The 16,724-nt window shown below is 35.2% G+C and carries 11 protein-coding genes and 2 tRNA genes; 10 read left to right on the forward strand and 3 right to left on the reverse strand.

Annotation, left to right across the window (positions count from 1 at the left end; genetic code table 11):
- Positions 1 to 66: 66 nt before the first annotated feature.
- The 5 genes from tolB (at position 67) to NBG71_RS00575 (ending at position 3,017) form a co-directional block, all read left to right on the forward strand.
- Positions 67 to 1,362, forward strand: coding sequence for a Tol-Pal system beta propeller repeat protein TolB (gene tolB, locus NBG71_RS00555; RefSeq protein WP_075672728.1), 1,296 nt, complete (start codon positions 67 to 69; stop codon positions 1,360 to 1,362).
- 45 nt (positions 1,363 to 1,407) lie between these two features.
- Positions 1,408 to 1,902 carry a peptidoglycan-associated lipoprotein Pal gene (gene pal, locus NBG71_RS00560; RefSeq protein ID WP_075672729.1) on the forward strand — a complete coding sequence of 165 codons (495 nt, stop codon included), beginning with the start codon at positions 1,408 to 1,410 and terminating at the stop codon, positions 1,900 to 1,902.
- A gap of 9 nt (positions 1,903 to 1,911) precedes the next feature.
- Positions 1,912 to 2,679 (forward strand): cell division protein CpoB, encoded by a 768-nt coding sequence (cpoB, locus tag NBG71_RS00565; protein ID WP_156733112.1) that lies wholly within the window; start codon positions 1,912 to 1,914, stop codon positions 2,677 to 2,679.
- 155 nt (positions 2,680 to 2,834) lie between these two features.
- Positions 2,835 to 2,910 (forward strand) — tRNA-Lys (locus tag NBG71_RS00570).
- Between the two features lie 31 nt (positions 2,911 to 2,941).
- Positions 2,942 to 3,017, forward strand: a tRNA-Lys gene (locus NBG71_RS00575).
- A 177-nt stretch (positions 3,018 to 3,194) separates the two neighbouring features.
- On the opposite strand, the gene NBG71_RS00580 is transcribed toward NBG71_RS00575, so the two are convergent.
- On the reverse strand, positions 3,195 to 4,082 hold the full coding sequence (locus tag NBG71_RS00580; protein ID WP_075672731.1) for an aminoglycoside 6-adenylyltransferase: 888 nt from the start codon (positions 4,080 to 4,082) through the stop codon (positions 3,195 to 3,197).
- A gap of 252 nt (positions 4,083 to 4,334) precedes the next feature.
- Between NBG71_RS00580 and pnuC the strand changes: the two genes are divergently transcribed.
- Together pnuC and aroG are read left to right on the forward strand one after the other, a co-directional pair.
- Positions 4,335 to 5,063: a nicotinamide riboside transporter PnuC gene (pnuC, locus tag NBG71_RS00585; protein ID WP_083629089.1), complete on the forward strand. Its 729-nt coding sequence runs from the start codon at positions 4,335 to 4,337 to the stop codon at positions 5,061 to 5,063.
- A 243-nt stretch (positions 5,064 to 5,306) separates the two neighbouring features.
- Positions 5,307 to 6,365, forward strand: a complete 1,059-nt coding sequence (gene aroG / locus NBG71_RS00590) for a 3-deoxy-7-phosphoheptulonate synthase AroG (RefSeq protein WP_075672732.1) — start codon at positions 5,307 to 5,309, stop codon at positions 6,363 to 6,365.
- 74 nt (positions 6,366 to 6,439) lie between these two features.
- Here the strand turns inward: aroG and gpmA are convergent, their stop codons facing one another.
- The gene (gene gpmA, locus NBG71_RS00595) at positions 6,440 to 7,192 is read right to left on the reverse strand and encodes a 2,3-diphosphoglycerate-dependent phosphoglycerate mutase (RefSeq protein WP_036938379.1); all 753 of its coding nucleotides are present in this window, start codon (positions 7,190 to 7,192) and stop codon (positions 6,440 to 6,442) included.
- Positions 7,193 to 7,581: 389 nt separating this feature from the next.
- Complete coding sequence (modF, locus tag NBG71_RS00600) at positions 7,582 to 9,048, reverse strand: molybdate ABC transporter ATP-binding protein ModF (RefSeq protein ID WP_099659817.1); 1,467 nt, start codon at positions 9,046 to 9,048, stop codon at positions 7,582 to 7,584.
- Positions 9,049 to 9,241: 193 nt separating this feature from the next.
- Between modF and NBG71_RS00605 the strand changes: the two genes are divergently transcribed.
- The 3 genes from NBG71_RS00605 to NBG71_RS00615 are packed head-to-tail and all read left to right on the forward strand — an operon-like array spanning position 9,242 to position 16,473.
- Positions 9,242 to 10,783 (forward strand): ShlB/FhaC/HecB family hemolysin secretion/activation protein, encoded by a 1,542-nt coding sequence (locus NBG71_RS00605; RefSeq protein ID WP_196576133.1) that lies wholly within the window; start codon positions 9,242 to 9,244, stop codon positions 10,781 to 10,783.
- Between the two features lie 15 nt (positions 10,784 to 10,798).
- Complete coding sequence (locus NBG71_RS00610) at positions 10,799 to 16,144, forward strand: DUF637 domain-containing protein (protein WP_250916450.1); 5,346 nt, start codon at positions 10,799 to 10,801, stop codon at positions 16,142 to 16,144.
- Positions 16,141 to 16,473, forward strand: a complete 333-nt coding sequence (locus tag NBG71_RS00615) for a hypothetical protein (RefSeq protein WP_069369151.1) — start codon at positions 16,141 to 16,143, stop codon at positions 16,471 to 16,473. Before NBG71_RS00610 ends, NBG71_RS00615 begins: the two co-directional genes overlap by 4 nt.
- Positions 16,474 to 16,724: the final 251 nt, after the last annotated feature.

Here is a 16,724-nt window from a genome sequence, read left to right on the forward strand (position 1 = left end):
TGAAAAGCGTTTGTTACTATTCTGTGCGTTATTGCGTAATAACCGCAATAATAAAAGGGAGACATGATGAAGCAGGCATTAAATGTTATTTTCGGACTTTTAATTTTATGCGTAACCACTCTGGCCAACGCTGAGGTTCGAATTGAAATTACACAAGGGGTGAATACTGCTCGCCCTATCGGTGTCGTTCCTTTTAAATGGGAAGGTACTGGTCAAATGCCAGAAGATGTTGCTGGTATCATTGCAGCTGATTTACGAAATAGCGGAAAATTCAATCCGATTGATGTATCTCGTATACCTCAACAACCGGTTACTGCTTCTGAAGTCCAGCCTGCACTTTGGACGGCATTAGGCATTGATTCTGTTGTTGTGGGACGTGTGCAACCATCAGCGGATGGTCAATATTTAGTTAGCTATCAGTTAGTGGATGTTGCTGGCTCACCGGGTGCAGTTTTATCTCAAAGTGAGTTTAAAGTGCCATCTAAATGGTTACGTTACTCTGCACATACTGCTAGTGATGAAGTGTTTGAAAAACTGACTGGTATTCGTGGTGCATTCCGTACACGTATTGCTTATGTTGTTGTGACAAATGGTGGCGCATATCCTTATGAATTGCGCGTTTCAGATTATGATGGATTTAACCAAGATCGTGTTTATCGTTCATCACAGCCATTAATGTCACCAGCATGGTCGCCAGATGGTGCTAAACTTGCATATGTGACCTTTGAAAGCGGTCAATCTGCTTTAGTAGTACAAACATTAGCAACAGGTGAAATTCGCCAAATTGCATCATTCCCAAGACATAATGGTGCACCTTCGTTTTCACCTGATGGTTCTAAACTTGCATTTGCTCTTTCTAAGAGCGGTAGCTTAAATCTGTATGTTATGGATTTAGCGAGTGGGAATATGACTCAGGTAACCAATGGCAGAAGTAATAATACCGAGCCAACTTGGATGCCAGATGGACAAACTTTGGTCTATACTTCAGATCAAGGTGGAAATCCTCAGATTTATAAGGTTAATATTAACGGTGGAACACCAGAGCGTATTACTTGGGAAGGTAAACAAAACCAGAACCCAGCAGTAAGCCCAGATGGTAGTTTCTTAGTTATGGTGAGTTCTGAAAGCGGTAGGCAACATATCGCTAAGCAGGATCTGGAAACGAATTCCGTACAATATCTAACAGATACGTTTCTGGATGAAACGCCAAGCATCGCGCCTAACGGCACAATGGTTATTTATAGCTCTACACAAGGCTTAGGCACCATTTTGCAGCTAGTATCGACTGATGGACGTTTCAAAGCGCGTCTTCCGGCGACTGATGGTCAGGTTAAAGCACCTGCCTGGTCACCGTTTATGTGATGCATAAAAATTATGTATGGCAAACAAATAAAGGAACAAATAGAGATGCAATTAAACAAAGTGTTTAAAGGGTTGATGTTAGCATTACCACTCGTTGCTGTTGCAGCATGTAGCTCAAACAAAAACGACGATCAAGCTGATACAAACAATGTACCAGTTGTTGAACAAGGTCCTACTGCTGAAGAATTAGCACGTCAGCAATTAGAACAACTGAAACAACAAAACATCGTTTACTTCGGTTTCGACAAATATGACATTAGCTCAGACTACGCTAACCTGTTAGACGCACACGCTGCATTCCTGCGTGCAAATCCATCAGTACGTATCACTGTAGAAGGTCATGCTGACGAACGCGGTACTCCAGAATACAACATCGCTCTGGGCGAACGTCGTGCTAACGCTGTGAAAATGTACCTGCAAGGTAAAGGCGTATCAGCTGATCAACTGTCAATCGTTTCTTACGGTAAAGAAAAACCAGCTGTACTGGGTCATGACGAAGCCGCTTACGCGAAAAACCGTCGTGCAGTACTGGATTACTAAGAGAACGGCATGAACAACAGTAACTTCAGACCTTTCTTGATGAGTCTGTTGTTACTGGTTGGCGTAGCGGCTCCTGTAGCCGCTATTGCCCAAGCGCCAATCAGTAATATCGGTTCGGGTTCGACCGATGAACGACTCGCCCAACTTGAGCGTTTTTCAAATGCTCACAGCCAGCTTTTGACCCAATTACAGCAACAACTCGCTGATTCTCAGCGTGATATTGATATGTTACGTGGTCAAATTCAGGAAAATCAATACCAGTTAAATCAAGTTGTTGAACGCCAACGCAATATCTATCAACAATTAGATAGCCTTGGTGGCGGAGCTTCAACATCAACAGAAGCCACTCAACCTGATAATACTGCTTCTTCAACATCTCCTGCTGCAACTAACTCAGGAAAAGGTGATGAGAAGACCGATTATAATGCAGCAATTGATATTGTATTGAATTCTAAAGATTACGATAAGGCAATTGTTGAATTAAACAACTTTATCAATAACTATCCAAAGTCTAGCTATCAATCAAATGCACAATTTTGGTTGGGTCAGATGTATTATCTAAAAGGTAATAAGGATCAGGCGGCAAGCACGTTTGCTATCGTTGTTAAAAACTATCCAAAATCTCAAAAAGCAAGTGAAGCCTTTTATAAAATAGGTTTGATCATGCAAGAGAAAGGGCAAAAGGATAATGCTAAAGCTGTTTACCAACAAGTGATTAAGCAATATCCAAATAGCGCTGGCGCTAAGTTAGCGCAAAAGCAGCTAGGAACACTCTAATTATTGACCCCGTAATGTAAAATGTTGCATTTTCGGGGTTAAATGATTGTTTTTTCAACTGTTGAACTTTTTTTTGAAAAAAAACGTTGCACAAAAACATTAAATCAGTATTATTACCCGCCGTTGCCACAGAGAATGTGGCCGAGTTCGAAAAAGGGTCGTTAGCTCAGTCGGTAGAGCAGTTGACTTTTAATCAATTGGTCGGGCGTTCGAATCGCCCACGACCCACCATTTTCGAATACCAATCCGTTTTTATTGAAATGGGTCGTTAGCTCAGTCGGTAGAGCAGTTGACTTTTAATCAATTGGTCGGGCGTTCGAATCGCCCACGACCCACCATTTCAAACCTCTCCTGTATATCTATCATTCCCTAAACTATTATTTCATAAATACTAAACAAACACTTAGTTACCTTTTCGTTTCTTGATAGTGCAATTTATCGCTTTATTAAGTAGTGAAGATAGTTTTCTCAAAATGGAAAAAACTACCTAGCCTTAATCTAAAATGACATTCAAATCAGTAATGACAAATAATTGATGACGTGATTTGGGTGTATTCATTTTCAGTCAAAAATTCATTATCGATTAACCAATCACTGACCAATTCTTGCGTTTTTATTGCTGTATCAATAGGGTGATTGAGGCGTTTCGATGCATCAAGAAAAAATGCCATCATAATCGAAAGTGTTGCTGCTGATTCATAGGGGGTACTCATTGCAAGAGTGCTTTCCAATGATCGTAATGAATAAAATTTAGGTAGCCATTCTTTTAAGTTTTTCCCTTGATACCACACATCTTGTGTTGGCGCATTGTGTAACGCAACTTGTTCAAGTAACTCCATCAGCCATTCACGCATATCATGTATACGATAATTTGCAGACCAAAATTCATGGCGTAGAATGGCTATAGCGACTTGTGTCGCCTCAAACCAGAATTCTTGAGCATTATTACATGCTTGCTCTTTTGAAAGCGTAGGGGGCGTTATAGTGCCAATTTCAGGAAGCCCGTCACATAAACTCGTTTTATCAAGTAAGATTTGATATCCACGCTGGTAAACTGGGCTAAGTCCTTCAGTTTTCATGTTAAAAATACGCTCAGGCTCTGCCATCATAATGTCTATTTTGCGACCTTGAGCTAAAACATGTAAATAAATAGGCCAAAACTTACTTTTGGGATCTTCACACTCCAACTGTAAGCTGACAAGAGCATCACCGAATTGTGATAACCAATGTTGGTTTTTTGCGAGCTCTGTCGCACCATAACCGATAAGCTCTATATCAATATCAGAATAACTGTCTATCTTTCTATTGCGTCCTAACGATCCTGTTAGTACTACCGCTTCAATTCTAGGATCAAGGAGTGCAAAAGATAGCATGCGATCGATTAAACGTGTTGTTGGCTCCATATTTCTCTCTAATAAGTAAAATGTAATAAAGTTATTTGTCGTTTTTATTGTTTAAAAAGTAAAATTAGAATATTTTGTTTAGTATATAAAACATTTGTTTGTTGTTTTTCTAAATAAGAAGCACAATGTTTAATATTAGAAACTAAGTACCATTATAAATATGAATTTATAATATATCTTTACTACTTTGCAAAGATGTCGCAATAACCCATATTTTCTTTGTTTTTTCTATGATTAAGTCGGGGTTGTAAAATGGATGTGATGAGTTGGTTTAGTATCAATAATATTTTAGTCAATATCCCACTCGGAGATGGTGGATATCCACTCTCATGGATTGAAGCTGTTGGCACCATCGCTGGTCTATTGTGTATTTGGCTTGCAAGCCAGGAAAAAATTATCAACTATTTATTTGGACTTATTAATGTCACCTTGTTTGCCATTATTTTTTTCCAAATTCAGCTATATGCAAGCTTACTCCTTCAAATATTTTTCTTTGCCGCTAATATTTATGGATGGTATGCATGGAGCAGAGTGAATGACTTTGAGCAAGCTACGCTGAGAATACGTTGGTTAAAATCGAGTCATCGTCTCTTCTTAATCGTTGTTTCGATAGTGGCTATCGTTGCGCTTACTTTTAATATTGATACCGTATTTGGTTATTTAGCTGTTGTTGCTGTTGATATATTAAACGTCTTTGGTGCGAGTTTAGCTACACCAGTTCTTGAACCTGATGCTTACCCATTCTGGGACTCTACAATGACGGTTCTTTCCATTGTGGCGATGATCTTAATGACGCGGAAATTAGTTGAAAACTGGCTAGTTTGGTCAGTTATTAACGTGATTAGTATTGTTATATTCTACAAACAGGGCGTTTATGCAATGTCTGTTGAATATATCATTTTACTGGCTATCGCTATCAATGGTTCTCGTTTGTGGATCAAAACAGCAAAACGCTCTAGCAAAAATAATTATCTCTCCTAATAAAAAAGGCTGGTAGAGTTATCTTTCTCTCCAGCCTTACTATTCGTTGTTTTTATTCTTATCTTTACCGCAATTTTGAATCATTATTTCGCTTAAATGCGCTATTTCCCTTTATATTGAAATTTTTAGAAAGGTGACTATAGATGCTTTAGGTTGAAAGGGTGTTTACAGATAGAAAATGAATGGTTAGATTGGAAAAGCAATAATAACATTGACTAGATAACATAGAGTGGATACACGGGAATGAATTATCAAAATGATGACCTTAAAATAACACAAATTAATGAACTCTTACCGCCAGTTGCTTTATTGGAAAAGTTTCCAGCAACTGATAACGCGGCTTTTACAGTTCGTCATGCCCGTGAAGCTATTCATCAAATCCTAGCAGGAAAAGATGATCGTCTATTAGTGGTAATTGGACCTTGTTCTATTCATGATCCGAAAGCTGCATTGGAGTATGCGCAACGTTTAAGCCTCATTAGAGAAGAGCTTAAAGATAAACTTGAAATTGTTATGCGTGTTTATTTTGAAAAACCACGCACAACAGTAGGCTGGAAAGGCTTAATTAATGATCCTCATATGGATCATACCTTTGATATTAATGAAGGCTTGCGTATCGCTCGTAATCTTTTATTAACTATCAACGATAGTGGCTTGCCAACTGCTGGCGAGTTTTTAGATATGATAACACCTCAATACGTTGCTGATTTAATGAGTTGGGGTGCTATTGGAGCTCGTACTACTGAATCTCAGGTACACCGTGAGTTATCTTCAGGTTTATCTTGTCCTGTTGGTTTTAAAAATGGTACAGATGGAACTATTAAAGTTGCTATTGATGCAATTAATGCCGCAGGATCGCCACACTGTTTTCTTTCTGTAACCAAATGGGGTCATTCAGCCATTGTGCGCACAGCGGGTAATGGCGATTGCCATATTATTTTACGTGGTGGTAAAGAGCCAAATTACAGCGCTGAACATGTTGCAGCGGTAAAAGAAGGGCTTAAAAAAGCAGGTTTACCACAAAATGTGATGGTTGACTTCAGCCACGCCAATAGTTGCAAGAAATTTGAGAAACAAATGGAAGTTGGTGCCGATATTTGCCAACAAATTAGCGCAGGCGAAAAAGCATTAATTGGTGTTATGGTTGAAAGTCATTTAGAAGAAGGTAATCAATCATTAGAAAGTGGTGAACCTCTGGTTTACGGCAAAAGCATCACTGACGCTTGTATTGGCTGGGATGATACAGAAACTCTGTTACGCCAATTAGCAGATGCAGTTGTCGCTCGTCGTAATAAAGCGTAATAATTAAATTAAAAGTATAAAAATGCCACTTTAAAAAGTGGCATTTTTTTATGTAACTCAAAATAACAGTAAAATTACTTCGCTTTACCTTGGTTAGCAACAGCGGCTGCTTTTGCTGCGATTTCGTCAGCATTACCTAAGTAGTAACGTTTGATTGGTTTCATGTTTTCATCAAATTCGTAAACTAAAGGTACAGCTGTTGGGATATTCAGCTCAAGAATTTCATCTTCGCTCATGTTGTCTAGGTATTTAACCAGAGCACGCAGTGAGTTACCGTGAGCTGCAATAATTACTTTCTCACCAGAAGCAACACGTGGTTTGATAACTTCTTCCCAGTATGGTGTTACACGGTCGATAGTTAATGCTAGGCTTTCTGTTAATGGCAGTTCTGCCGCGGTTAAAGATGCATAACGAGGATCTTTACCTGGGAAACGTTCATCGTCTTTAGTTAATTCTGGTGGAGTGATAGCAAAACCACGACGCCATTGTTTAACTTGCTCATCACCGTATTTTTCAGCAGTTTCAGCTTTGTTTAAGCCTTGCAGAGCACCGTAATGACGTTCGTTTAATTTCCAGCATTTTTCAACTGGCAGCCATTGTTGATCAACTTGATCAAGAATGTTCCACAGGGTGTGAATTGCGCGTTTCAGAACAGAAGTATATGCATAGTCAAAAACGAAACCTTCAGCTTTCAGCAGTTTACCTGCTTCTTGCGCTTCATTACGGCCTTTTTCGGACAGCTCAACGTCAGTCCAGCCTGTAAAACGGTTTTCTTTGTTCCATACACTTTCACCGTGTCGAACTAGCACAAGCTTAGTTACTGCCATAGTTTAGACTCCTATAATTACTTTCTTAATATAAGTTTAAAATTAGCACTTCAATCATTATATGGATCATCGACAAGAACGCCAAACATAAGTGACAAAACAAGGGGGATTAAGTCAAAAATGTCGTTTGTTCGATGAATTATTGCGCAGTTGTCACACCTTTTGCTTAATCGTTCAAGCTATTAATCTAGCTGGATCGGTGTAAAAAAACAAAATATCCGTTTTGTATAAAAAATAGACGAAAATGACGTCCATAAAAACGACAGTTCCTTTATTTATTATTGTTTAAATAACAAGCAAGAAAATGTCGATTTAAATAAAAATTCAGACCTAAGTTTAGCGTTAATTTATAAAATCATTGCCCTGATTATGGCAGTAAAAATCAACATTTAACAAATTTCTTGCTGGTAACGATAAATTTCGCCTTCTTTAATAAAAGTCAATCGATGAGTAATACATAATGGCGCATCTTCTTGATGGTGGCTTACAAACAAAAGTTGCGTATTACTGTGGCTTATCATGATATCAATAAAACGCTGTACTAAGAGTCGGTTTGTTGTGTCTAATCCTTGCAGTGGTTCATCGAGAATGAGCAAAGTAGGGTGCTTAACTAATGCTCTAACAATTAAAACTAAGCGTTGTTGACCCCACGACAAGGAATGGAATGGATGATTAGCATGTGCGGTTAAACCAATTAACGCTAACCATTCATCAGCGAGTTTAAACTGTTTATCTGTAATTGCTTGATAAATGCCTATAGAGTCATGAAAACCTGAAATAATGACATTTTTTACCGTTGAAGAAACACGGTAACTCTGATGTAAGGCATTACTGACATAACCAATATGGCGTTTAATTTCCCATATTGTTTCACCACTTCCTCTTTTACGGCCAAATAGCGTTAAGTCATTGCTATAGCCTTGAGGGTGATCACCCGTAATTAAACTTAATAATGTCGATTTCCCTGCACCATTAGGGCCTAAAATCTGCCAATGTTGCTGAGGTTTTACCTCCCAGTTTAAATGGTGAAGAACAGGTTTGTCGTTATAGCTCACTACACCATCGTTTAGCACAATAGGAGAAAGAGTCGGCGATAGTTGAGGAATGGCATCAGGCGAATCTTGTTCAGGTAATGTGAGATTTTCTAGCGTTTCACTGTGAGATAATTGGCCTATTACTGAGTCAGATAAAACTTGTTCTTTCTTGCCGTTGGCTACCAATTCACAATTAATCAGTAGACCTGCATACTGAATAAAATCAGGAATATCGTTAAAACGATTTAGAATTAGTACGATAGTTAGATTTTGTTGATGTAATAGTGTTAACAATTCATTTAAAGCATGGCGAGAATCCACATCTAACCCATCAAAAGGCTCATCTAAAATAATTAAATCAGGTTTATTCATTAAGAGTTGAATAAGCAATATTTTTCGAGATTCACCAGTAGAAAGATATTTAAATCGTCTTGATAGCAAGTATTCAACACCAAATTGTTTGGCTAATAAAAAGCATCTGTCATCATCTTTTACCTGCATTTGGATAACTTGAGCTACGGTTAAGCCAGTGTCTTCTTCACCTTCACTTAATAAATCTGTGTTATTACGACGCCACTCTTCTTCAATCATTTTTTGTAGTTTTTCAAAAGAGAGACTAATCGGGCGAGAAAATGTATTGATAAACTCACCAGAGAGCAAAATACCTTCTTGGCATAATGCATTTGCTAAGGCGGTTTTGCCACTTCCATTACTGCCTACAAATGCCCAACTTTCACCTTCATTTATGGCTAAATTGTCAATTTGTAAACAGAGTTTATCGCTTAAGCGGAATTGTGTTTTGTTGAGTTGTAAGTATTTCATTATTATTAGCCTTATTTTTTTAATGTAAGCTAAGTGCAAGTTAAGTATCTAGCAATATAGGGTTAATAGAAACTTGTCAATATTTGCTGAAAGAACTTTTTCTAAAAGCCTTATACACCTACTATTTAATGATAACCTTTAAAATGCGTTTCTTATGTAAATATATAAATATCTCTTTAAGGATGATTTATATATGCATAAATTTAAAAACATAAACTTATTTTGTTTTATATTTTTACTCATTAGTAAGAATAGTTTTTCTTTGAATAATGAAAATGTAAACAGTAATTGCTTTCTTATTGATAAAGTTGATCTTACAGGAAGTACTCCATTAGATTATAGAAATATATCTAAAGTGATTTCACCGTATCTACAACAATGTCTAACATTAAATGATATGCAAGAGGTCGCTAAATCAATTACTAATAATTATATTGAAAAAGGTTATGTTACTTCACAAGCTATTATTCCAGAGCAAGATCTCTCTAATAATAAGTTAGTAATAAGGATTATTGAAGGCAGAATAAAAAATATTTCTATCAATGGTATTTCATCTAGATTAATTGATATTATTTTTCCTTCCTCAAAGGGGAAAGTTTTAAATCTACGAGATTTAGAACATGGATTAGAACAGCTTAATCGGTTAACAACAGCGCAATATGCCTTGGATATTCAACCAAGCGATAGTGTGGGATATTCATCTGTAACTATTAATCGAAAAGCTAAAAAACTCCCTTTAAAGAATCGATTAACAATTGATAATTCAGGAACAGAAACAACAGGAAAGATCTTACTTACTAACACGACAACAATAGATTCTTTATTTGGCTTGGGTGAACAGTGGATTTTTTCACTAAAAACAAATACAGATTTCCCTCATGCTCACTATTCTCGTGCTTATACTGCAAGTGTGAATATCCCTTATGGCTATTGGTTTTATCAATACCAGTTATCTGATAGTAGTTCATCTTATTCCTTCCAAAATAATCACAAATATATTTATAAAAACAAAAATAGAGATCAGCAATTTGATATTAGTCGTCTAGTTTATCGAGATAATAAACAACGAATAACACTAAAGGGAACGTTAAAGCATAAGAAAGCAAAAACACAGTTAGCACAACAAAAATTATTAATAAATAGTCCCACATTGACTTCTTTATCATTCAGCCCTGAATATACTTTAAGTTTACATAATGGATATTTAATCATTAATCCAACTGCTGAGTTTGGGATCTCTCTTTTTGGTGCGACACCTGATTATATTGCTGATAATTCACCTCGTAGTCAATATCGAAAATTAAGTTTAAATTTAAGCTATCAATATTTATTGACTGATCAGTTTTCCTATCTCACTTCATTTCATAGTCAATATACGCCTGATAATCTTTATGGTTCGGAAAAAATAGTAATAGATGGAATAAAAGCTGTTCGTGGATATAAAGAAATAAATTTTAATGCTAATAGTGGGTTTTATTGGCGCAATGAAATAAATATATCACCAATAACTTCATTTTTAAGTAAGTGGAATTTTATTTTTGCACTTGATTATGGTGTCGCCCATTCAGATCAATATGAAACAGAAAAGAATAAAATAATTGGAAGTGCAATAGGTGCTTCTTTCTATCATTCCACTTTTTCTTCTCAGATATTAATTAATAAACCTATGTTTTATCCCAGATCATTAAAGCCAGATTGCTGGTCTTTTTATTGGTCCATTTCTCTTGCTATTTAAATGTTAGGAGTTTTTATGTGTGAAAAGGATATTTCTTGGAAACAACGTTTAATAAGTTATATCATCGCTTATGTCATTGCTATTTATCCATTACATCCAGCTTGGAGTTTAGCAATTACGCCATCCGATAAAACGATTAAAGTTAATCAACAAAATACTGTTCCTATTATTAATATTTCAACACCTAATAATCTTGGTATTTCTCATAATAAGTTTCATTCGTTCAATGTTAGCAAGCAAGGTGTTGTACTTAATAATGCGACAACTTCTGTTAACACACAATTAGCCAAACAAGTGAATGCAAATACCCATTTAAAAGGTAGTGCTGCTCATTTAATTATTAATGAAGTAGTGGGAAATGGACGCTCACAATTACAAGGAAAACTGGAAGTTGCAGGAGAACAAGCGAAAGTTGTTATTGCTAATCCAAATGGCATTACGTGTGATGGCTGTTCGTTTATAAATACCCCAGCAATTACGCTCACAACAGGAAAACCTCTTTTTAACCCTCAAGGTGCTTATTCGGCAATAGAAGTGAAAAAAGGTGGTGTTGTTATTGGTACGCAAGGTATAGATCTCCAAACTCAGGATTATGCCGACATTATCAGCCGTAGTATTGAATTAAATGGAAAAATTAACGCTAAAACCCTTTCTTTAATGCAAGGAAATAACCGTATCGATTTTGATAAAGGTACAGTAAATAGCATTAATGGTGAAGGCGTTAAACCTACGCTATCTATTGATACGAAAGTGCTAGGTGGAATGTATGCCAATCAAATACGTCTAGTCAGTACAGAAAAAGGTGTTGGTGTTAATTTAAGTAATATTAAAACAAATCAAAACAGTGTGAATTTAACCGTTGATGGAAAAATTACCTTTAATGGCAATATTCAATCTGATCAAGATATTAATGTTAGTAGTAAAGAACTACAAATTAATAGTAATACAAAGTTAAAAGCAAAAAGAGATATTACTTTAGCAACTAATACGCTGATTAATCATAGTGAAGTTATCTCAGATAAACTCACTAATAAAAATGAAAAGGCACTTATTCAAGCGAAAGATAATTTATGGATACAGAGAAATGCGCAGGGTGATCCCAGTAGTTTAATTGAAAATCAATCCGCCACGATAAAAACAGAAAAGGGTGATTTGATTATTCGGACAAAGAAGTTGGTTAATACATCTTTAAGTGATTTACCCATTATTTCAAGTATTGAAGCAAACTCTACCGCTAAAAGAAGTTTTGTCGCATCATATTGGGGAAATAGTCAAGGTGTTGTTTCTATAAACACCTATTATCCCGAATTAGAGAATTTTCCATATAAAAAATGGTTTGGGTATCTAGATTTAACAAGTACGGACGTTATTAATACTGAAAGGTATAAATATAAGTATAGTAATTCTATAGGATATATAGATTCAGGAAAAAACATTTATATTAAAGCTAATGAATTGGTTAATAAATTAGGAGTGATACGGAGTAATAAAAATACTATTTTAACAGGAAGTAATGCTGTAATTTCAAATTTAGGATCTGGAGAATTAAATTTATGGTACAAGTATAAGACTGCATATGATCATTTAGGGGTATATGCAGATGAGGAGGATGATGAAGATAATTACGATATCCTTTATGTAAGAGAACCATTGAAGTTTGAATTAGTTAATAAATTTTATTCTTGGTTACCTAATAGAAATAATTCGTTAACAATATCATCAAAGGGTAATTTAATTTTAGATTTTAAAGATAGTATTAATATAGAAACGAAGCCACCATCTAAATATTCACCAACAAAAAGATTGATCAATAAAATTCCATCTGGTTATGAAATTTTAGCTGATAATATATTAATTAATTCTAGTTCTATTAACGTATCTTCAAATATAAAATCAAATAATGATCTATCTATTATTTCTAATGATGATATTACAATAAAAGATGCGCAACTCTCATCTGAACATTCATTAAGTTTAATTTCAAATAAAAATATAGAACTTAATCAAGTAGATTTAACAGCAAAAGATAGTGTTGTTCTTGCCAAAAATGGAAACATTGATTATACATTAAACCCTATTTCTGCATTTAATGAAAATAATATTTTAACTCCCCCTATTATTAATGTTCCTAATTCTATCTTATTTCAGTCGGGAGGAAATATTACTTTTAATAATATTGAGGTTAATAATGCCAATTTTTTCAATTTAATTTCATCTGGTGATATAAAAATTCAGAGGAATGAATCAGAATTTTTTAAGATATTACCTTATTTCCATTTATATACTCAAGAACCTGCATTATCAAAAACGGAAAGCTGGAAAATGCGAGGTGATATTACATTCACTTCCGGTAAAGATATTATTAGTCAAGGAATAAAATATAATAGTAATAAAGCCATAACCTTTAATGCCGGACAGGATATTTTTCTTTCCTCTAAATCAATAAAAGATGCCGATCCTTTCTTTAGTGATATTCATTATCCTCAATTACAATCTAAATTATTTTCAGACAATAACCTTATTTTAAACGCCGCTCGTGATATTGATTTAACTTCAACCATATTAAATTCAAAAGATAAAGTCATTGTATTAGCCGGTAGAAATATAAAGCTGGGTGCAAACGCTTATTCTGCTATCAAAGATCCCCACGAAGATTCTCAAGATATTCAGTATAGCACAGCGGCTATTACAGGAAATAAAGGCATTTCTATTGCGTCATCAGGTGCGTTAATAACAGAAGGAAGCTCACTCAAATCAGATGGTGACATTACGATATCCAGTGGTGGTAATATTCAATTGGGATCGGTAAAAACACATTTTCGTAAAGAGTCGGGCTCTAAGTTAGAAGAACTTCACAAACAAGTCAGTACTGAAATTAATAGTGGCAATAATTTAACTCTATTATCTGAAGGCAGTATTTTATTTCAGGCATCAAATTTGACTGCCAATAAAAAGATAGATATTGCAGCTAAAGGTGGATTTCTTTACGCACAAGCGATGGAAGAATCGAGTTATTACGAAGAAGAGAATAAAAAATGTAATCGATGGACTTTATGTATTACCAAAAAGAAATACACGAAAAAACGTCATAATACAAATAATAAAGTTACCGAGTTTATCGCTAATGGCGATATTAATTTATTTGCTAAAGATGATATCACTTTAGAAGCTACTAAAATTGATACAGCAAAAAATGCCAAGTTAACCAGTAAAACAGGAAAAGTTAATTTTAAAGCAGTAAAAAACACGGCCTTTAAACAAGTTATTACCAATTCAAAAGATATTTATATTACTCAGCGTGATCAGGGATATACCAAAGGAATATGGGTATTACCTGAACTTTATATTGGTGGAATGCTCACAATTGATGCCCCAAAAGGTATATCTGCGGATATTAAAGCTAAGAAAAAAGAATCACTAGAACAAGCATTAACTGTTTTAAGTAATACACCAGAATATGTTTGGCTTAAAGATCTCCAACATCAAGAAAATATTAATTGGAATTTAGTTAAAGACACTTATTCCAATTGGGATGATAAAACTCAGCAATTAAATCCTGTTGTCGGTGCGGTCATTGCTATCGCGGTAGGGGTTGCAACTTACGGTACTGCAACGGCGGCAACCATTGGTGGAATGGCAAGTGAAGCCACCATTGCGGCAGGTGCATCAGCCAGTGTGGCTTCGACGGCATCGGTTGCGGCACAAGCGGGTTTTGCCTCTTTAGTATCTCAAGCTACAGTCTCTTTAGCTGAGAACAAAGGCAGTATTTATAAAACTATTGAATCACTCGGTCGTAGCGACACTGTCAAGTCTGTCGTTACAAGTATGGTGGTTGCAGGGGCATTGCAAGGTCTTGACCAATTTATGGGTTGGGATCAGGCAATCCAAGGAGGAACCTTACCCTCAACAGGTAAGTTATTGCTTACTGATAACGCAACATGGAATCAAGTTGCACAGCGTGTTGCCTCACACTCAGTCGTCAGTTCAACCCTGGGCACTGCCATTCAAGGCGGTAGTTTTATTGATAATTTTAAAACTGCACTATTAAGCAATATTGGCAGTCAGTTCCATGCAGAAGGTGCCAACCTAATTGGTGATAACGGTGCTGTATTAGGACATGCGGGAAAGGTGTTAAGTCATTCCATCGTGGCAGGTATTAGTGCAGAAATTGCAGGAGGTAGTGTTACAGGAGCTGTCGCGGGTGCCTTAGCGGCAGAAATAGCGGCGATATCACTACAAAGTAAATTATTTGAGCCTAGTTATTTAAATGAAACTGACAGACAAGTTGCATTAATTCAAGAGGCACTACAGGGCAATGAAGGAAAAACACAGCTCACTAAATTAATTGGTGCACTGACAGGCGCTATTGTGACTCGTAAGCCTGAGGGCGTATTTTCTGCGGCTAATTCTGCTGAGTTGGTTTATCGGCATAATTACAGTGAGCATATGTTTTCTAATTTAGCCTTAGAAAATAATAAAGATATGATCGCAGCTTCGAAGGGAGATGTTGCAGCAGCAGAAAGAGTTGTAAATCGACAAAATGCAGGAATGGTTGCAATCGCTTTTGGCTTAGGAGGAAGTGCAAGTTTTATTGCTGGTCATACTGTCATTGCAGCAACACCTGAACTTATCACTATTGCTCAAGTTGCATTTAATACCTGTAAAGCTAACTGGGTTTATTGTACTAATCAGCTAGGTATTAATATTGCAGGGATATCGGCTCCAGAAGCAGCAATAGCAGGCGTCACTTTTGGCAGTGGTTATAAGGTGTTAGCAAGTTCAGAAGAAAGTGCTAAAGCTTTTTCGAGCATGTTAGCTAATAGCTCAAAGTCTTTAATAACGTCAGGCAAATTAAATATTACTGCTATAAAACCGATAGTAGAACAAGAAAAATTATTAATAGCAGCAAATAAAAAAGTTATTGAAATAATCAACAACGGGGAACTTATAACATATTCAGGAGTAACTACGAATGGATATAAAGTATCTAATGGAGCCAAAACAGTAGTTTCTAAAAATGAATTAGAATATCCTATTGTTCAATCTAGGATTAATATTGATAATGGTAACTTAAAGCGTGGTTGGGTACATGTGATTCATCGGCATTTTTCAGATAAAAATGCTAGCCAATTCACTATAAGTCAAGTAGATTTAAAGCTAATACTTCAAAGTAATGATATTTCAAAAATAAAAATTAGTAGAATCATCAATAGTAAAGATGAAAAATTGTATGAAAGAGTTATTATATTAGATAAATATATTGGTATTGATAAATTTACTAAAAACTCAACGAATATCATAACAATTTTAACGGATAATTTAGGTAATTTAGTAACGGTAACGCCAGGAAGACTAAAATGAAATTAATTGGTTCTAGAAAAGAAATGATTATTAAGGATAGGTTAATTAAAAATGAAGGTTCTATTCTAAAAAATGAAAAAATTAATTGTCTTTTAAAAAATAGATTCTCTAATATAATAAGTGTATATTGTTTGGAGCATGTTTTAGAAGAAGATTATGATCTGTATACATTATTAGTTAATAAAGATTCTATTGTTGAGTTTGAATTATCTAGATTTAATGGTGAATTTAAAGATATCAATATATCATCATTAGATTTATATTCAAAAAAAATAAAGGATAAAAAATTAAGGTTAAAACTACTTGTTGCGGTAAATTTACCAAAATAGGTAACTGTTTTCGTTTTATTGTTCCAACTATTTATGCAACGATAGAAGATATTCCTGAAGAGTTAAGAAAATATATTGTAGTCTCTGATAGTATTGATTTTACCAAAGATAGATTGCTCGATAACAATAAAGTTAGTGATTATTTTACTCGCATGTATTCAAAATAAATAAATTAGATAATAATCTTTAATAGAAATATTAATCAATCCAAAACCATTACTTAATATTATTTTAAAAATAATAATTAGGTG

The organism is Proteus sp. FZP2095, from assembly GCF_023701425.1.
Classification (GTDB): Bacteria; Pseudomonadota; Gammaproteobacteria; order Enterobacterales; family Enterobacteriaceae; genus Proteus; species Proteus cibarius.